Raw genomic sequence first — 17,717 nt, forward strand, 5'->3', positions numbered from 1 at the left:
GGTGTGAACCGTCGATAGTACCGGTCTCCAGCGCCGGCCCCAGATTACCGCGAAGCTAACATAAAGGTGGACGAGATGGCCCGATTGCAAGGCAAGGTTGCGGTAATTCTTGGCGCGTCGGATGAGCGCAGCATGGGTTATGCCACGGCCCGGCGCTTTGTGGAGGAAGGCGCCAAGGTCGTGCTGGCGGCGCGGCGGGGCGACCGCGCGGCGGCGCTGGCAGAGCAGCTGGGTGGGATCGGCATGGCCTGCGACATCACCCGCGAGGACGATCTTGCTAGGCTGGCCGCGACGGCACGCGACACGTTCGGAAAGCTGGATGTGGCGGTGAACTACTCGGGCATCGACGTGAGCGAGCCGATCCTCGAATCGACGGCTGAGGGTCTTCGCAAGTCGGCCGAGGTGCACTTCATCGGCACCACGCTGTTCATCAAGCATATGGGGCTGGCCATGACCGATGGCGGCTCCATCATCACCGCCTCGTCCCTGACCGTGCTGGCGCAGGCGCCCGGTTACGCGGCGTATGCGGGCGCCAAGGCCGGCGCCGATGCAGTGGTGCGGATTGCCGCCAACGAGCTTGGGGAGCGCGGCATCCGCGTCAACAGCATCGCGCCGGGTTTCACCAAGAGCGCGATGACCGAAGCCTACTTCGCGATGGAGGCGGTTACCGGCGCTTTCGCCAAGGAAATTCCGTTGGGCAAGTTTGTCGTCGTGGAGGACATCGCCGAAGCCGCGCTCTGGCTTGCCGCCGAGGCCGGGTCCACCACCGGGCAGCGGATCGACGTGACCGGCGGGCAATCGCTGCGCCGGGTGCCACTGCCGGCGGATTTCGGGTGATCGTGCTGCGGCAACCAAAGCACGGCCCTTACCCAACGGCATCGGCGACTAAACTCTAACAATTGCACCAAGGACAGAGCGATGACGGGAAGACTTGAGGGGAAAACGGCGCTCGTCATCGGCGCTGCGGGCCGGAACAACATGGGGCAGGTCATCGCGCGCCGCTTCGCAAAAGAAGGCGCCAGGGTCATCGTCGCCGGGCGGAAAATGGACGAGCTGGAGCGGCTGGCCAGTGAGATCGGTGGCCGTGCGGCCAAGGTGGATGTGACCAGCAAGAGCGATCTTGTTGCCGCGGCAGACTTTGCCAGGCAGGAATTCGGCTATCTCGATATCGCCCTCAACGCCACCGGCTGGGGTCTGCTGAAAGGTTTTCAGGAGACCACCGAAGAGGATTTCGACGCCATGAGCGCGCTCCAGTTCAAGGGGCCGTTTTTGTTCCTCCAGGCTATGGTTGCGGCGATGGATACCACGACCGGTGGCCGGGGTGGTTCGATCATCCAGATTTCCTCCGCAACCGCCAAGATCATGTTCCACGATCACGCAGCTTACATGGGCGCCAAGGCGGGCACCGACCATCTGGTGCGCGTGGTGGCCAACGAGTTCGGCGCGCACGGCATCCGCGCCAATACGATCTCCCCAGGGTTGACCGCATCGCCGATGACGCACGATGCAATGCAAGTGCCCGGACTGGAGAGCGCTTTTCTCAAAGGCTATCCGCTCGGACGCATCGGCACCGCCGAAGACATCGCCGCCGCCGCCGTTTTCCTGGCATCCGACGAATGTTTCATGACCGGCGAGGACCTTCAGGTCAGCGGCGGACTGACTTTGCGCCGCAACCCGACCCGCGACGAGATCGACGCTGCCGTCGCCGCAGCCACGGGCGCGAGCGGAGGGTAGCTAAGGGCGAAAGGCCGCCTGGGCGATCCTACGGGCATCAGCAGTTCTGTCTTTCAGATGGCCAACCACGGGTCAGGACGTTTCCGCCATGCCCATTCGGCGAAAGTCAGGCAGCGCAGCCGTATCTTCGCCAGCGAAGTCGTCGAAAGCGTGCTCTGTCACGCGGATGATGTGGCGATCGATAAATGGTGCGCCCTCCGCCGCGCCCTGACCGGGATGCTTGAGGGCGCATTCCCATTCGAGAACCGCCCAGCCCGCGAAATCGTACTGCGCCATCTTCGAGAATATGCCGGTGAAATCCACCTGGCCGTCACCCAGTGACCGGAAGCGACCCGGCCGCTCCGGCCAGCCAAGAAAGCCACCGTACACCCCGGCACGCGGCGACATGCGGAATTCCGCGTCCTTGACGTGGAAGCACTTCACGCGCTCGTGATAAATGTCGAGGAAGCCCAGATAGTCGAGATGTTGAAGCACGAAGTGGCTGGGATCGTACAGGATGTTGGCGCGCCGATGGTTACTCGTCGCGGCGAGAAAGCGCTCGAAGGTGACGCCGTCGTGCAGATCCTCTCCGGGATGAAGTTCGAACCCGACGTCGACGCCGGCCTCGTCGAAGCGGTCGAGGATCGGGCGCCAGCGGCGTGCCAGTTCGGCGAAAGCATCCGCTGCCAGCTGCGCAGGACGCGGCGGCCAGGCGTAGAAATACGGCCATGCCAACGCGCCCGAGAAGGTGGCGTGGGTGGTCAGCCCCAACCGTGCGCTGGCGCGCGCGGTAAGTTCCAGTTGGCGCACCGCCCACTGTTGGCGCGCCGCCGGATTGCCATGCACTTCGACGGGCGCGAAGGCGTCGAAGGCGGCATCATAGGCGGGATGCACCGCGACCAGCTGACCCTGCAGATGCGAGGACAGCTCCGTAAGCGCCAAGCCATGCCGTGACAGAGTATCCAGGACCTGGTCGCAGTAATCCTGGCTTTCCGCCGCTTTCGCAAGGTCGAACAGGCGCTTGTCCCAGCTGGGGATTTGTACGCCCTTGTAGCCAAGGCCCGACACCCAGCCGGCGATCGAATCCAGCGAATTGAACGGCGCTTCGTCACTTACGAACTGGGCAAGGAAAATGCCGGGCCCCTTGATCGTCTTCATCTGCGCTGTCCTTTCGTTCAAACCGTTAGATCGATCCAGCCCCGCGCGTCGCGGCTGGCCGCAACGGCGGTGGCCACAAGCGCCATGCCGCGCAGCCCGTCCTCGATACCGGGCACCAGCGAGCCGCCCTCGCCCTTCAAATCCGCCACAAAGTCGCGATAGAGATTGGCGAGTGCTTCCAGCAGGCCCTCGGGATGGCCGCCGGGGAGGCGGGTGCCACGCATGGCGAGCGGGGACAGTCCCGGATCGCCGGCCCGGATGATTTCCATGCCGCCATCGGCGCGCAGCCATTCGACACGGTTGGGATTTTCCTGCCTCCAGCGCATGCCACCGTCTTCCCCATAGACCCGGATCGCAAGGTCGTTACCTTCCCCGGTCATGACCTGGGATGCGAGGAGGAGGCCCCGGGCCCCGCCGTGGAAGCGCAGGAACATCTGGCAGTCGTCGTCAAGAACGCGGCCAGGAACGACGGTGCCAAGGTCGGCATTGATAAGAGCGACGCGCAGGCCGGTGACGAACTCGGCGAGGTGGAAGGCGTGCACGCCGATGTCGGCAATGCACCCGCCCTCGCCCGAGTGCGCCGGATCGAGACGCCACTCCGCCTGCTTGCCCGTGACTGCCCCAGCGAGCCAGCCTTGGTTGTACTCGACAACTACCTTGCGCACCGGGCCGATCGCACCGGCGGCTATCCGCTCGCGCATCTCGCGTACGAGCGGATAGCCCGAGTACGTGTAAGTCAGTCCGTAAGGCACCGGATTGGCCGCAAGCGCCGCCGCTAGGTCTCGCGCTTCGGCAAGCGTCGCGGTCATCGGCTTGTCGCTCATCACCGCGATGCCTGCCGCGATTGCAGCGCTGGCGGCGGGCAGGTGATGGACGTTGGGCGTGGCGATGGTAACGAACTGGATGCCATCCTCGCGCAGGGCCTCGGCTGCCAGCATGGCCTCAATCGAGGGATAGGCGCGCGCCGGATCGATCCCGTAGCTACGCCCGGCTTCGGCGCAACGTACCCGATCGCGGCTGAAGGCGCCGGCCACGAGTTCGATCTTCCCGTCCAGTTCGGCGGCAATGCGGTGAACGGGGCCGATGAACGAGCCCGGACCCCCGCCGACAAGACCCATGCGGATGCGACTGTTCATGACACTTCCCCTCACCCGCAGTTTCCGCTTACGCTCAGTTATGAAAACGTTACCATGTTCAACATAGCCGGAAATCCTGTGTATGCGCAAGACTACCCTTGTGTGTCTTGACAAAGCGCTGTGAGTGAGGCTTTCTTAAAAAGAAAAGCTTTACATTAATGGGTCGGGATCACAGCCGATCTCGCTCAAGCAGGAATTCTCGAAAAATGATGGCGTTTGGTGTCGATCTCATCACGTTCTTCCACCCCGGATTTTGGGGGCTGGCGGACGAGCAGGAGGTCGTCGCGTACGGCAACGCGCAGCCGCGCCCCTTCTGGGACCGGATGCTCGACACGCTTGAACAAAGCGGCGTCACCGGCATCGAACTGACATTCGATCCTTTCGGCGCAAGCGGCCTGATCGCCGCCTACGGATCGCACGGCGCCGCCGCGGCCGAACTTGACAGGCGGGGTCTTTCCCTCGCCAGCGGCTTTTTTGCCGATATCGCCATCGAGGGGGGTGTCGGCGATGCCGAGACCGAAACCCGCTGGCTCGCCAAGGCTGAGGAATACGCCCGCGCTCTAGCCGGCTGGGGCGCGAGCGTCATGGTCATCGGCATGCCGATGCGGACCAGTTGGGACGCCCAGCCGCCCGTATTCGTCGACTTCGACCTTGCCAGGAAAGCCGCGGACTTCGCAAACCGCCTCGGCGCGCTGACGCTGCGGCACGGCGTGCGGCTTGCGCTTCACACCGAGGCACACTCGATGTTCTGCCAGCCCCGCGACATCGACCTGCTGCTGCTTCTCACCGACCCCGTCTTCGTCGGCTTCTGCCCGGACAGCGCGCACATCCTGCTGTCGGGCGGTGACCCCGCCGCCATCGTTGCCCGCCATGCCGAGCGGATCGTCATTGCCCATTGGAAGGACGCAACAGGTCCGATGCCGACCCACATCCCCATCGACGCACACATCCATCACGCCCATCGCGCCTACTTCTGCGCCCTTGGCGAGGGCAACGTGGACTTCGAGGCCTGGGGCTCGGTGATGGCCTTGAGAACCGCCCAGAAGTGGGCCATCCTGGAGATCGACGCCGTGCCCGATCCCCTCTCTGAAACCCGCAAGTCGCTCGCCTTTGCCCGCAAAGTGCTGGCAGGCATGGCGCCCATCGGCATCCCTGCATGAGCGGCGCAGGCGGGTTGAACGGCGCGGCACTCTCCTGGCGTGAAAAGCTCAGCTACGCGCTGGGCAACTTCGGCATCAATCTGCCGTTCGGCATGACCAACGCCTACCTGCTGTACTTCTACACCGACATCTACGGGGTCGGTGCCGGCACCGTCGCCTCGCTGTTCCTGATCGCGCGCTGCGTCGATGCGGTGTTCGACCCGCTCATGGGCCTGCTGATTGATCGCACCGACACCCGATGGGGCAAGCACCGGCCTTTCCTGCTGTGGCTGGCTTTGCCTTTTGCGATATGCGGCGCCATCGTGTTCTGGGCGCCGCCGCTGGACGGCTGGGAAAAGATCGCCTTTATTTTCGCCAGTTACACCCTGATGGGCATCCTCTATTCGGCGGTCAGCTTGCCGCTGAACTCGATGCTGCCCACACTGACGCGCGACCCGCGGCAGCGCAACACCGTCAACGCCCTTCGCGAAGTGATCGGCTCGTCGGCCACGGTGGGCATCGGCTACGCGGCGCTGCCGCTGATCAAGACGTTCAGCAACGGCGATGAGGCGCACGGGTTCCTCGTGCTTGCCGCGATCACCGGGGTCATAACCCTGGTGTGCATGCTCAACGCCTTCGCCAACACGCGCGAGCGGGTGGAAGTGGATGCCAGCGTTGCCAGGCTGACCACCGCACAGTCGCTCAAGGCCACCAAAGGCAACTGGCCCTGGATCGCGACGATGCTGGTCAATTTCTTCTTCTGGATCGGGTTCACCGGCCACATCCAGTCCTTCGTCTACTTCGCCGGCAACGTGCTGGGCAAGGCCGAGTTCACCTCCACGCTGATGCTGACGATGCTGGCCGTGCTGGTCGGCACTGGCTTCGCGGGCCTTTGCGCGAACGCTATCGGCAAGCGCACAACGGGCGTTATCGGGGCGGCCATCGCCGCGATTTTCACCGGGCTGATCCCGCTGTCGAACGACCATGCCTGGCTGATTGCCACCAACGTCGTCGCGTACATGGGACAGGGCCTGATCGGGGGGCTGCTGTTCTCGCTGATGGCGGACGCGGTGGACTATGGCGCATGGCGCTCAGGCTACCGGGCGCAGGGATTTCTGTTCGCCGCCTCCAGCTTCGGCGTCAAGCTGGGCATGAGTGTGGGCGGCGGAGCGGGGGCATGGTTCCTGAGCCTTGCCGCCTACGATGCCAAGGCCGCCCCTACGCCGGACGTGATCGCGGCGGTCATCGCCGGCCACGTCTGGCTGCCTGCCTCGAGCTACGCCGCGATGGGCGTCGCCCTGCTGCTGTTCCGCTTCCCGCCCGCCTACGTTAACCGCAAGATCGAGCCCTGAAATGCGTGACCACTTCGATTACATCATCGTTGGCGCCGGTTCGGCCGGCTGCGTCCTCGCCGACCGGCTGAGCGCAGATGGCTCGAAGCAGGTGCTCCTGCTGGAAGCGGGCGGGCGCAACGAAGAACTGATGGTCCGCATGCCGCGCGGCATGATCAAGATCTGGACCAAGCCGACATGGTACTGGCCCTTCCCGGCCGAGCAGCAGGGCGAGCGGCCTGCCGGCGAGACCTGGTACTACGGCCGGGGGCTGGGCGGATCGAGCGCGGTCAACGGCACCTGGTACTTCCGGGGTCAGCCGCGCGACTTCGACGCGTGGGAAGCGCAGGGCAACACCGGCTGGAATTGGGCCGAGATCGAGCGCTGCTACCGCGAACTGGAGGACTACCGTGGCGCGGGATACGCCCAACGCGGCCGGGGCGGCCCGCTGCAGGTTACGAACGTGCCGCAGGGCGATGCCGTGATGACCCGCGCGATCCTCGATGCGGCGCGCGAGGCCGGCATTCCCGTGCTCGCGGACGTGAATACACCCAGCACACAAGTCGCCGGGCCGACCCAGCAGACGGTGGATGCGCGCGGCGCCCGCGTTACGGCCTACACGGCGTTTCTCGCAAACGCCGGCAAACGCGCGAACCTCACGATCCGCACCGGCGCGCTGGTACGCCGCGTCACTTTCGCGGCCACCCGGGCGACTGGCGTTCTGGTCGAACTGGACGGCAAGGAAATCACCTTCACCGCCGCACGCACGATCCTGACGGCAGGCGTGCTCCAGACACCCAAGCTTCTCCAGCTGTCCGGCATCGGCCCCGCCGACGTGCTGGCGCGGCACGGCATCGAGGTGGTCCACGAAAATTCCCATGTCGGGCGCCACATGAACGAGCATATGATGGTCTCGCTCTCGTGGCGACTGCGGCAACGGCGCGGGCTCAACCACCACTTCCGGGGCTGGCGCGCTTATATGCACGGGCTGCGCTATCTTCTGGGCGGCAAGGGGCTGATGGCCACGCTGTTGCCCGAAGTGTCCGTCATGGCTTCTATCGAGGCCGACCCGGACTGGCCGGACCTGCAGATCGGCATCTCCCCGTACTCCATGGCAGCCTCCGAGGACGACAAGCCCGAGGCCGGACGTGGTCGGACCGAACCCGAGCCTGGCATTACCGCAACCGCATTCTGCCTGCGCCCCAAAAGCCACGGCTACGTCGAGCTTGCGTCGATCGATCCCGCCGCTCCGCCGCGCCTGGTGCCGCAGTGGTTCTCCGCCCCGGAAGACCGCGTGACGATCCAGCGCGCGATCCGCAAGGTGCGCGCAATAATGGCCCAGCCCGCGCTCGCCCGGTACCTTGGCCCGGAAGCCGTCCCCGGTCCCTCGGTCGAGAGCGACGAGGAAATCCAGAAGGCGGCCAACTGGATGGTCTCCACCGGCCTGCACGGCACCGGCACGTGTCGCATGGGCCCTGTCGGAGAGGGTGTCGTCGATGCGGGCCTGCGGGTCCACGGCGTATCGGGCCTTTACGTGGCGGACTGCTCGGCGATGCCGACGGGGATCTCGGGCAACACCAATGGCCCGGCGATGGCCTTCGCCTGGCGCGCGGCAGAGGTGATTGCGGCGCAATAAGCCGGCCTGGGCTGGCGAAATGCGAACCTTGCAACGCTGGCGCTTGCCGCGGGGCAATCGCAAATGTAACGTTTACATCGAATGGCGAACATCAAGGACATTGCCCGGGTAGCGGGCGTTTCGGTGGCGACGGTGTCGCGTGCGTTGAGCCAGCCGTCGCTGGTGCGCCCCGCCACCATTGAGCGGATCGAAGTGGCGATCGCCGACCTCAACTACGAGCCCAATCACCTCGCTGCGGGCCTGCGCCGGCAACGGAGCGACAATGTCATCGTCGCGGTGCCAAGCATCTACAACCCGTTCACCTCCGCTTTCGTGGAGGGGATCGAGAACGTGGCGCGCGCCCACAAGATGCGCGTCCTGCTCGGGATCACCGAAGGCGACAGCGATACGCTCAACAAATATGTCGCGATGATCGCGGGCAAGCAGGCCGATGGCATGATCCTGCTGGAGCGGAACTTGCCCGACATCGTCCGCAAGCCCCCTGCGAAAGGCAAGATGCCGCCGTTGGTGGCCGCCTGCGAGTATCCGCCTGACATTACCTTGCCCCGCGTGCGGATCGACAACCATGAGGCGAGCGCGCTCATCGTCGGTCACCTCGCCGAACTCGGCCACCAGCGCATCGCCGCGATCACCGGGCCTCTCGACCAGTTCATGTCGAAGGATCGGCTCTCGGGCTACAAACTTGGCCTGCTGCGCGCGCGGCTTGAGTATGACGAAGCGCTGGTCGCCAATGGCGACTTCTCGCTCCAGTCGGGTTTCGACGCGATGGTGCGCCTGCTGGACGGCGGCGCGGAATTCACGGCCGTCGCCTGCGCCAACGACGAAATGGCGCTGGGCGCCCTCAGCGCCCTTCAGCAACGCGGCTTCGGCGTGCCTGACGAGATGTCGGTTGCGGGTTTCGACGACTTGCGTTTCGGCGCCTTCGCCAGCCCGCCGCTCACCACCATCCACATCCCGACCGTTGAAATCGGCGAGGCGGCGATGCGCCTGATGCTGGACGTGCTGCTGCAGCCGGATGACGTCCAGCCCTCTCGTGAAGTCATTCTTCCGCACCGCCTGATCGTGCGCCAGTCTACCGCGGCACCGCGCAGGCGCAAGCGCAAGTAGCGGGGGTCAGGCCGCAGGGCGCGCCAGCCGCGCCTCCACTTCGCGCGCCACGGCGAGCAACCGCCGATCGCCGTACCGAGGCGCCACGAGTGAGACGCCGATTGGCATGCCGCCCTCTCCACGTGCCAGTGGCAGGTTGACCACGGGCGCGTGCAGCAAGGTCCAGGGCTGGTTGAATTTCGGCTCCCCGGGCGATCTGCCCAGCGGCGCGATGCCCGGCGCGCTGGGCGCCAGCACCGCATCCAGGCCAACAATAGCCCGCTCGAACCCGGTTCGTGCTACCGCTGCGCGGTCGTGCGCCTCGCGCAGACGCGCGTTGGGGTAAGTGGCAAGGGCATCGACCCGCAGGTGAAAATCGGGGTGCAGCAGGTCAGGGCGTGTGCGCGCAAGGCTGAGGAAAGCGGCGGCGCCTTCGCGGAACAGGATCGCGCGGTGGTCGTCGTTCAGGTGCGCAAATTCAGGGAGTTGCGAAACTTCGGCCGTGACGATGCCGGCTTTGGCAATGGCAGCGACAACGTTCTCGAAGGCGGCCTGGCCGCCGGGCGTCATCTCGTCCCACCAGGGCGTGCGAAACACGCCGACGCGCAAAGGGCCGGCGCCAAGCGGCTGCGCGTCTGCGAACCCGTAGACTTCGCAGACGCGGTCGCACAGGTCGAGGTCGCGCGCGTACCAGCCTACGGTGTCGAGGCTGTTGGCATAAACCTTCACCCCTTCCCTGCTGACGAGGCCCCAGGTCGGCTTGAAGGCGTGAATCCCGCAGAAACTGGCGGGCCGGATGGTCGATCCGCCGGTCTGCGTCGCCAGCGCGAGGGGCACATGACCGTCCGCCACCGCTGCCGCCGACCCGGCTGACGAACCGCCGGGCGTGCGCGCGAAGTCATAAGGATTGGCGGTGGCCGCATTGCGCCCGGCGGCGGCGAATTCGGTGGTATCGGTCTTGCCGATGATGACGGCGCCGGCCGCCCGCAGGGTCGCGACGCACGGCGCATCTTCGGTGGCGACGTTGCCAGAATATAGCGGCGAGTTGTGGGTCAGGGGCATTTTGGCGACGGATATGACGTCCTTTACCCCCACGCAGATGCCACCCAGCGGGGCATCGTGGGCACTTGGCGCGTCCTGGGCTGCGGCTGCCGCGATAGCGCCGGCGTCATCGACATGGAGCCAGGCCCTCACTTGCGCATCGCGCTCACCAATGCGCTGCAATGCAGCATGGACATGCGCGAAGGCGGAGGCGTAAGGGGGTCCGGGCATGAAACAGCAGTTCCCTTGTCTAAATGCGGGCGCGTCCCGCGCGCTGCCATTTGTGACTACCGGCTTGGTTTGTGTAAAGCATTACATTATGCAGCGCATCCGATGAGTCAGCCTGCCTATACCTCCGCCCCCACCCCCACCATCGCGCCCTCGATCGCCGGAGCGCTGGCGACGACGACGACGATCCAGATCCTCTCCACCGTCACGGCGCTCGCGCTTACCGGCATCGCCCCGCTGGTGGCGGCCGATTTCGGCCTGGCGCCCCATTATGTCGGCTATCAGATCAGCATCATCTACGCGGCCGGCACCCTTGCCTCGGCTGTGGCGGGCACCCTGATCCAGCATCGCGGGCCAGTGCAGGTGGAACAACTAGCACTGGCCTGCTTCGGCCTTGCGCTGCTGCTGTTGACCGCAGCGACCCCACGCGTGGGGCTGCTGGCCTCGATCATCATCGGCATCGGCTATGGCGTGCAGAACCCGGCCTCTGCGCAGATACTGGGCGCTGTAACGCCGCCGCACCGACGCTCGCTGATCTTCTCGATCAAGCAGGCCGGCGTTCCCCTGGGCGGCGTGCTGGCCAGCCTGTTGCTGCCCGCCATGGCCCCGATGCTGGGCTGGAAGCTCGCGCTCGCCGTGCTCGCCGTGCCGTGTTTCGCGATGATTGGCGTGCTCGCGCTGAAAGGCGGGCCGCCGCGTCCCGAACGCCCGGCCACCATCGCGCTCTGGCCCAATTTCCTTTACGAACAGCGCCTTGTGTGGGGAAGCGGACCGCTGCGCGCGCTGGCACTCATCGGCTTCTTCTACTCCTCGCTGCAGCTGTCGCTTTCCGCCTTCACCGTCGTTATGCTGGTAGACCACGGCTGGTCGCTGGTGCACGCCGGCCTCGTCGCGGCCTCGGTGCAGGCCTGCGGCGCGCTGGGCCGCGTCTCCTGGGGATGGCTGGGCGATCGCTTCGGCGGCTTTCAGGTCCTTGCGCTGATCGGCGCCGTGTCTACAGGCTGCATGATCGCGCTGTGGCAACTCGACGCGCTGCCTGTGATCGTGCAGGCGAGCGTGCTTTGCCTGTTCGGCTTCTGCATGAGCGGCTGGAACGGCGTGGTTCTTGCCGAATGCACCCGACATTGCGCGCCTGCGGATGCGGGGCGCGTGATCGGCGGGTCGCTGGTCTACACGTTCATCGGCGTAATGATCGGTCCGGCGACGATGGCGACGATCTACACGGCCTGCGGCGATTATGGGACGAGCTTCCTGCTGGTCAGCTGGGTCGCGGCAGCGGGCGCGCTGATCGCTGCGCGCGCCGCGGCGCGCGGCTAGACTGCCCCGTTCCGGGCCGACTTTGGCCGCCGGTTCCGCCGTCGCGCTTCACGCGGCCAATGGGCCCCGTTTCATCCGCCAGCGAAAGGGCCAGCCGCGCCAACTGCGCGACTGGCCCGAAGTCATGGTGGCCCGGTGGAGAGAGTCTTGGGACCGTCAGGCCGGAGGGCTCAAACCGCGGCCATATGATCGGCCCGGCAGGCCATCAGCGGTTGAATCTTCTGGCCGAAGTCCTCGATACCCTGCTCGAAGTCGTCGAACGTCAGCATGATGCCCTTGGTGCCGGGGATGGCGGCGGCTTCGTCAAGGAGCTTCGCAACGGTTGCAAACGACCCGACGAAAGTGCCTATGTTAAGGTTCACCGCGCCTTCGGGAAGGTTGATATGGCGCGCGGTCGAGCCCGCGCCGGCGGTGGTGTCGGCGCTGCCCTGGTCGCTCATCCAGGCGAGCGCGTCGACGTCGGCGCCCTCACGGTAGCTCTCCCATTTTGCCAGGGCAATTTCGTCAGTCTCGGCCGCTATCACCATGCACAGGATGTAGGCGCCGACATCGCGGCCGGTCTTCGCCGCCGCCTCGACCAGCGCTTCCACCTGCGCGCGGTGCTGGGTGGGTTTGTTGATGCCGCCGGCAGTGATGAAGTTGTAGTCGCCGTAGTTGGCGACGAACTCCATGCCGCGCGCGGACTGGCCGGCCCCGACGATCTCGATCCGGCCCTCCGGCTTGGGAAGGAGCTGGCAGTCCTCCATCGTGAAATGCCTGCCCTTGAGGTCGGAGCGACCTTCGCCCCACAGGTCCTTCATGACCTGCACGTACTCGCTGGCATAGTCGTAGCGGTAACCGAAGTAGGCGTCGCCCGGCCACATGCCCATCTGGTCGTACTCGCCCTTGGCCCACCCGGTGACGATGTTGACACCGAAGCGGCCAGGCGCGACGGAATCGATGGTGACGGCCATGCGCGCGACCATTGCGGGCGGCAGGGTCAGGATCGCAGTGGAGGCGAACAGCTTGATCTTGCTGGTAACAGCGGCGAGCGCGCTCATCAGCGTGAAGCTTTCCAGGTTGTAGTCCCAGAACTCGGTCTTGCCCCCGAAACCGCGCAGCTTGATCATCGACAGCGCAAAGTCGAAGCCATAGCCTTCAGCGGCCTGCACCAGCTTTTTGTTCATGGCGAAGCTGGGCTTGTACTGCGGCGCGCTGGCGGAAATCAGCCAGCCGTTGTTGCCGATGGGAATGAACAGACCGATATCCATGGGCTTACTCCTGGGTTGGAAGGATCAGGCAAGTGGGGAAGGCGGGGAGGGTATGCGCGCCAGCCACGGCGTCGCCTGTTCGTAGGCGAAACCCGCCCGCAGCAGGGACTGCTCGGCGTTGGGCGGGCCGATCAGCTGAAGCGCCAGCGGCAATCCGCGCGTGTCGAACCCCATCGGCGTGACCAGTGCGGGAAAGCCCAGCATGGAGACCGTGCGGGTCAGCGCAGAAAGCTCGGCCACCATCGCCTGCATCGCCGCGCCGCCGTTCGCGCCGACGTCATCAGCCAGCGGCACCGGCATCCGCGCGGCGGGCGTGAGCAACAGGTCGACCTTGCCGAATGGCCCGGCCAGCATGTCGCACTGCGCCACCTTGCGCGCGCTGAGCGCCGCCAGGTACTGTGCCCGGCTGATGACGGCCCCGGCTTCAAGCCGGTTGCGCACCTGCTCTCCAAAGTCCTGCGGCCGTTCCGCCAGGTTGCGGGCGTGAAAGGCGGCGGCTTCGGGCGCCCAGATCTGGGCAGCGATCTCGGGATACCCGGCGTGATCGGGAATGGCGACGTCGATTACCTGCGCGCCGAGTTCGGCGAAAATCTGGCGCGCAGCGCTAAAAGGGGCGGCAACTTGGGGGTGCAGGTCTTCGGTAAGGTAATGCGCGGGAACCCCGATAGTCAGGCCCGCGCAGTCCAGCGTAAGGCCGGCCTCATAGTCGTGGCCCGACCCCGTCAGCACCGTCATCAGCCGAGCGAGCGCGCGGCTCGACGTCGCCAGCGGACCGGCAGTGTCGAGCGTGTGTGACAGCGGCATCATCGCCTCGTCCGGGAGCAGGCCGTTGGTTGGCTTGAGACCCGCAACGCCGCAGAACGCTGCAGGCAAGCGCACCGAGCCGCCGGTGTCCGAACCGAGCGCGCCGGTGATGATCCGTGCGCCGACGGCAGCGCCGGAACCAGACGACGATCCGCCGGAGATTGCCGCCGCGTTCCAGGGATTGGCGCAGCGACCGAGGTGGGCATTGTGGCCGGTCGGCCCCATCGCGAACTCGGCCATGTGGAGTCGCCCGATGGTGATCGCGCCCGCCGCCTCAAGCCGCGCGATCAGCGGCGAAGTAGCCTGCGGCACGTGGCCGCGCCAGATCAGCGAGCCGGCCTCAGTCGGTATTCCGGCGCGGAAGAACATGTCCTTGTGGGCGAGCGGCACGCCGTGCAGCGGACCGCGAAGCGTACCTTGCGCGCGCTCCTGGTCGCATGCCCGGGCCTGTGCGAGCGCGGCTTGCGCTTCCAGAGCGACAAAGGCGTTGAGGCCGCTCCATTGCTGCGCGCGGTGGAGCGCATTTGACACCACCGCCTCGGCGCTCAGGCTGCCTTGCGCGATGGCTTCGGCGATCTGGACGAGATCGTTCATGGCCATCGACCCTCATGTGCCATGGCCATGGGCAGGATGTCCCCGCCCCTCGCGCTTGCGGGGGGCGGGGTGGCAGGCGCCGAGGCATCGGGAGGAGAGATCGATGCCACGCGCCTGTCCTTAGAACGCGTAGGATAGCCGCGCGCCGTATGTACGCGGCGGCGCGAACTGGACGAGGTACGCGCCCGCGTAGCCGGCCTCCGCATTGGCGGTCAGTATCGTGTTGTTCTCGATGTTGCGCACATAGGCGGTGATCGAGAACGGTCCGTTGTCAGGCACGTAGGTGATCTGGGCGTCGCTCTTCCAGTAGGCGCCCTGCTGCTCGGCGGGCGTGTTGTAGAACGTGAAGTAGGTCTTGGTCTGGTAGCGGGTCTGCACGCGCGGAGTTAAAGTGCCACCCAGCAGGTGGAAGTCATGCTGGATGCCGCCGGAAAGCGTCCACTCCGGCGCCTGTGTCAGGCGGTTGCCGGACAGGTCCGCGGCGGCAGGGCAGCTTGCGGCGGTGACGGTGCAGAAATCGGTATACTTCGCATCGAGCCAGGCCACATTGGCATCGATGCGCGTGTCAGGGGTGACCAGCCAAACCGTTTCGAGTTCCGCGCCCAATACCCGGGCCTTGCCTGCGTTCAGCGTGTAGACCAGCGCCGTGGCAGGATCTTCCTGCTGCGTCTGCAGGTCCGAGTAGTCGTAGTAGAAGCCGGTCAGGTTGACCTGCAGCGCGTCGTTCAGGAAGCGGTTCTTGGCGCCGATCTCGTAGGAGACGATGGTTTCCGGGCCAAATGACGAGTTAGTGGTATAGCCGCCCGCCTTGTATCCCTTGTCGACCTTGGCGTAGAGCAGGTTATCCGGCGTCACCTGGTAGTTGAGGCCAAGGTGCCAGGTGACCTGATCGCCCGAGTAGTGGTTGTCGAGAACGGAATAAGCGCCGGCGATGTCATTGAAGCCGACCTGGTACTTGTTGTCCTTGGTGTAGCGGATGCCTGCCTCGGCCTTGAGCTGGTCGGTCAGGTCGTAGCCGACTTGCGCAAAGACGGCCTTGGATTTGCTGCCTACGTCATAGTCGAAGGTGTAGAAGTTGAACGGATCGGTCGCCAGGCCATGCACCTGGAAAAAGGTGTCTAGCGCGTCCGTCTCCTTGAAGAAGTAGCCACCCAGCTGCCAGGTGAAACCGGTCTTGTTGTTCGAGCTGAGGCGCAGTTCGTAGTTCTGGTCCTTGACGTCCTCGTTCTGCTGGAAGCCGTAGTTGTATTCGGTCCCGCCATCCTGGTCGTTGTCACGGTTGAGCGTGGACTTCTGATAGCCACCGAAGAAGCTTAGCGTCGCAAAGTCCATGTCGTAGGAGATCGCCGCGCGCACGGCCTTGGTGCGAATGCGGGTGTAGCCCTGATGGTTGAGCGCGAAGGTCTTTGCGGAGCCGATGTCGAGCGAACCGTCGTCACGCACGTCAGAATAGGGGATGCCCTTGATGACCGAACCGACACCGTCGACCCGCGTCATTTCGCCGGTTAGCAGGATCGAGAGCCGCTCGGTGGGGGTCCAAAGGGCATGTAGGCGACCACCGGTGACGTTGCCATCGTCACCATCCTTGAGGCCGGGGTTGTTGCGATAGCCTTCGTGGGTCTTGCGCGTGCCTGCGACACGGAACGACAGCGTGTCGCTGACCGGGATCGTCGCACCGAGATCGAAGTTGAGCGTGCCGTAGTTTCCGATCTCGGCGGCGGCGTCCAGCTTCCAGTCATCGGTCGGCTTGACCGACGCGATGTTGACAGCGCCCGCCGTGGCGTTGCGGCCATAGAGCGTGCCTTGCGGCCCACGCAGTACTTCGATGCGATCGATGTCGAACAGCGCCGCATTGAGTGCAAAGGCACGCTGAAGATAGAAGTTGTCGACGCTGACGGCGACGGCAGGATCACCGGTTTCCGAGTAATCGCGGCTGGATACGCCGCGGATGGTGATCAGGGTATTCGCATTGTTCTGGGCAATGTTGACGGTTGGCGCGATGTTGGACAGCGCGTTCACGTCGGCAACACCGTTCCTTGCCAGCTCCTCGCCGGTCGCTACGGTCATCGCGATGGGAGTGCTTTGTACATTCGTTGGCCGTTTCTCAGCCGTAACGACGATGTCGCCCAGTCCTTCAGAGGACGACGCAGAGGGGGGCACGTCCTGTGCGAGCGCAGGATGGGCCATGGCAACGGCGAGCATGGACACGCCGACAGCTAGCGGAAAACGCTTGAGCAACACAAATACTCCCTGAATGACGTGAATGATTGTCGTTTTCATTACAATGACCGATTCGCGAGCGATTGCAAGTGGGTCATCGGTCAGGAAGTTGCGTGAGACCCCCGTGGTATTGATTTATCGAAACATTTTTGCGAATTCGCGTGCATAACGATTTCATTGAGCGCCGATCTTGTGCCGCCACTGCGGGCCAAAGAACGCGCCAACGTTGGTGATTTCAGGACGGCGCGCGAGAGGCTTTAGACAGGCGGCATGACCTGGGAGAATTTTCCGCCACTTTGGGAATGAGAGCATCCGCTTGAGCCAGCGCAACCAAAGGGTCTTCATGCTCTCGCCAGTTTTTGTAAACGTTATCATTAAGCAAGGGCGTTGACTGGAATAGCGCCATGCGGAGATGCGAGGCCACGCGCGCGCAGCAGCAGGGTCAAGCTCAGTGTCAAATCGTGTAAGCCTGCGCTGCCCTACTTCCCACTGACGAGGTCTTGAGGACATGCCCGGCAAATCCATTTTGGCCGTCCAACTCGCCATCACCGCAGGCGTGCTGGTACAGCTGGTACCCACCGCGAGGGCGGACGAGGGCACGGCGGTGCAGGCTCCCTCTCCCACCCGCATCCTGGATCGCAAGGCCGCGCAGCGCCTGCGCGCGAACAAGGGCCTGACGCTGCAGTGGATCGACTGGGGTAATTCGCGCGGCAGCGCTTACGTGCGAACCGAAGGCGGGGCTTGGACGCTGCGCGGCGCAGAGGCGGAGGCAGACGGGCCGGGCCGCCTGCTGCTCGATGGCACGATCACCGAGATCGGCGCGGACTACTTCACTTTCACCGGCCGCATCCGCATCCGCGATACGCCCGACGCGGGGCGCGTGTGCGACAAGAACAAGACCTGGCACTTCGCGATCACCCAGAAGCGTTCCTACTACCGCCTGCGCGAGTTCGAATGGTGCGACGGCCTGACTGACTACATCGACATCCACTTCTGAGCGCGGACCGGCGGCGCGGGCACGTTCAATGCGCCGTTCTGGATGTCCAAAGCGCGCGTCCTTATGG

14 protein-coding genes are annotated in these 17,717 nt (G+C 65.1%); 8 read left to right on the forward strand and 6 right to left on the reverse strand.

The window, feature by feature from the left end:
* The first annotated feature begins 75 nt into the window (after positions 1 to 75).
* Together ASE49_RS11985 and ASE49_RS11990 are read left to right on the forward strand one after the other, a co-directional pair.
* Positions 76 to 837 (forward strand): SDR family NAD(P)-dependent oxidoreductase, encoded by a 762-nt coding sequence (locus ASE49_RS11985; RefSeq protein ID WP_056772583.1) that lies wholly within the window; start codon positions 76 to 78, stop codon positions 835 to 837.
* Between the two features lie 81 nt (positions 838 to 918).
* Positions 919 to 1,734, forward strand: a complete 816-nt coding sequence (locus tag ASE49_RS11990; RefSeq protein WP_056772587.1) for an SDR family NAD(P)-dependent oxidoreductase — start codon at positions 919 to 921, stop codon at positions 1,732 to 1,734.
* 72 nt (positions 1,735 to 1,806) lie between these two features.
* On the opposite strand, the gene ASE49_RS11995 is transcribed toward ASE49_RS11990, so the two are convergent.
* Together ASE49_RS11995 and ASE49_RS12000 are read right to left on the reverse strand one after the other, a co-directional pair.
* Positions 1,807 to 2,871: a sugar phosphate isomerase/epimerase family protein gene (locus ASE49_RS11995; RefSeq protein WP_056772590.1), complete on the reverse strand. Its 1,065-nt coding sequence runs from the start codon at positions 2,869 to 2,871 to the stop codon at positions 1,807 to 1,809.
* Between the two features lie 17 nt (positions 2,872 to 2,888).
* Positions 2,889 to 4,007, reverse strand: coding sequence for a Gfo/Idh/MocA family protein (locus tag ASE49_RS12000; protein WP_056772593.1), 1,119 nt, complete (start codon positions 4,005 to 4,007; stop codon positions 2,889 to 2,891).
* A 158-nt stretch (positions 4,008 to 4,165) separates the two neighbouring features.
* On the opposite strand from ASE49_RS12000, the gene ASE49_RS12005 reads away from it, so the two are divergent.
* From ASE49_RS12005 to ASE49_RS12020, 4 genes are all read left to right on the forward strand, one after another.
* Positions 4,166 to 5,167, forward strand: coding sequence for a sugar phosphate isomerase/epimerase family protein (locus ASE49_RS12005; RefSeq protein ID WP_235522968.1), 1,002 nt, complete (start codon positions 4,166 to 4,168; stop codon positions 5,165 to 5,167).
* Positions 5,164 to 6,498, forward strand: a complete 1,335-nt coding sequence (locus ASE49_RS12010) for an MFS transporter (protein WP_082456447.1) — start codon at positions 5,164 to 5,166, stop codon at positions 6,496 to 6,498. Before ASE49_RS12005 ends, ASE49_RS12010 begins: the two co-directional genes overlap by 4 nt.
* Before the next feature lies 1 nt (position 6,499).
* Positions 6,500 to 8,113, forward strand: a complete 1,614-nt coding sequence (locus ASE49_RS12015; protein ID WP_056772599.1) for a GMC family oxidoreductase — start codon at positions 6,500 to 6,502, stop codon at positions 8,111 to 8,113.
* Between the two features lie 81 nt (positions 8,114 to 8,194).
* Entirely contained in the window at positions 8,195 to 9,220 is a 1,026-nt protein-coding gene (locus ASE49_RS12020) for a LacI family DNA-binding transcriptional regulator (RefSeq protein WP_056772603.1), read from the forward strand.
* 6 nt (positions 9,221 to 9,226) lie between these two features.
* Here ASE49_RS12020 and ASE49_RS12025 read toward each other — a convergent pair whose 3' ends face one another.
* Positions 9,227 to 10,471, reverse strand: a complete 1,245-nt coding sequence (locus tag ASE49_RS12025; RefSeq protein WP_056772606.1) for an amidase — start codon at positions 10,469 to 10,471, stop codon at positions 9,227 to 9,229.
* Positions 10,472 to 10,573: 102 nt separating this feature from the next.
* On the opposite strand from ASE49_RS12025, the gene ASE49_RS12030 reads away from it, so the two are divergent.
* Complete coding sequence (locus ASE49_RS12030; RefSeq protein WP_056772610.1) at positions 10,574 to 11,785, forward strand: MFS transporter; 1,212 nt, start codon at positions 10,574 to 10,576, stop codon at positions 11,783 to 11,785.
* Positions 11,786 to 11,955: 170 nt separating this feature from the next.
* On the opposite strand, the gene rutA is transcribed toward ASE49_RS12030, so the two are convergent.
* The 3 genes from rutA to ASE49_RS12045 form a co-directional block, all read right to left on the reverse strand.
* Positions 11,956 to 13,035 carry a pyrimidine utilization protein A gene (gene rutA, locus ASE49_RS12035; protein WP_056772613.1) on the reverse strand — a complete coding sequence of 360 codons (1,080 nt, stop codon included), beginning with the start codon at positions 13,033 to 13,035 and terminating at the stop codon, positions 11,956 to 11,958.
* A 24-nt stretch (positions 13,036 to 13,059) separates the two neighbouring features.
* On the reverse strand, positions 13,060 to 14,433 hold the full coding sequence (locus ASE49_RS12040) for an amidase (protein ID WP_056773208.1): 1,374 nt from the start codon (positions 14,431 to 14,433) through the stop codon (positions 13,060 to 13,062).
* A gap of 120 nt (positions 14,434 to 14,553) precedes the next feature.
* Entirely contained in the window at positions 14,554 to 16,671 is a 2,118-nt protein-coding gene (locus tag ASE49_RS12045) for a TonB-dependent receptor (RefSeq protein ID WP_235522969.1), read from the reverse strand.
* A gap of 490 nt (positions 16,672 to 17,161) precedes the next feature.
* On the opposite strand from ASE49_RS12045, the gene ASE49_RS12050 reads away from it, so the two are divergent.
* The gene (locus ASE49_RS12050; protein ID WP_056772620.1) at positions 17,162 to 17,650 is read left to right on the forward strand and encodes a hypothetical protein; all 489 of its coding nucleotides are present in this window, start codon (positions 17,162 to 17,164) and stop codon (positions 17,648 to 17,650) included.
* Positions 17,651 to 17,717 lie beyond the last annotated feature (67 nt).

Source organism: Novosphingobium sp. Leaf2 (assembly GCF_001421325.1).
GTDB lineage: Bacteria > Pseudomonadota > Alphaproteobacteria > Sphingomonadales > Sphingomonadaceae > Novosphingobium.

Bases quoted from the DNA above. Each gene is read 5' to 3' on its own strand.
- ASE49_RS11985 (WP_056772583.1), top strand. From the start codon at position 76: ATGGCCCGATTGCAAGGCAAGGTTGCGGTAATTCTTGGCGCGTCGGAT.
- ASE49_RS11990 (WP_056772587.1), top strand. From the start codon at position 919: ATGACGGGAAGACTTGAGGGGAAAACGGCGCTCGTCATCGGCGCTGCG.
- ASE49_RS11995 (WP_056772590.1), bottom strand. From the start codon at position 2,871: ATGAAGACGATCAAGGGGCCCGGCATTTTCCTTGCCCAGTTCGTAAGT.
- ASE49_RS12000 (WP_056772593.1), bottom strand. From the start codon at position 4,007: ATGAACAGTCGCATCCGCATGGGTCTTGTCGGCGGGGGTCCGGGCTCG.
- ASE49_RS12005 (WP_235522968.1), top strand. From the start codon at position 4,166: ATGGGTCGGGATCACAGCCGATCTCGCTCAAGCAGGAATTCTCGAAAA.
- ASE49_RS12010 (WP_082456447.1), top strand. From the start codon at position 5,164: ATGAGCGGCGCAGGCGGGTTGAACGGCGCGGCACTCTCCTGGCGTGAA.
- ASE49_RS12015 (WP_056772599.1), top strand. From the start codon at position 6,500: ATGCGTGACCACTTCGATTACATCATCGTTGGCGCCGGTTCGGCCGGC.
- ASE49_RS12020 (WP_056772603.1), top strand. From the start codon at position 8,195: ATGGCGAACATCAAGGACATTGCCCGGGTAGCGGGCGTTTCGGTGGCG.
- ASE49_RS12025 (WP_056772606.1), bottom strand. From the start codon at position 10,471: ATGCCCGGACCCCCTTACGCCTCCGCCTTCGCGCATGTCCATGCTGCA.
- ASE49_RS12030 (WP_056772610.1), top strand. From the start codon at position 10,574: ATGAGTCAGCCTGCCTATACCTCCGCCCCCACCCCCACCATCGCGCCC.
- rutA (WP_056772613.1), bottom strand. From the start codon at position 13,035: ATGGATATCGGTCTGTTCATTCCCATCGGCAACAACGGCTGGCTGATT.
- ASE49_RS12040 (WP_056773208.1), bottom strand. From the start codon at position 14,433: ATGAACGATCTCGTCCAGATCGCCGAAGCCATCGCGCAAGGCAGCCTG.
- ASE49_RS12050 (WP_056772620.1), top strand. From the start codon at position 17,162: ATGCCCGGCAAATCCATTTTGGCCGTCCAACTCGCCATCACCGCAGGC.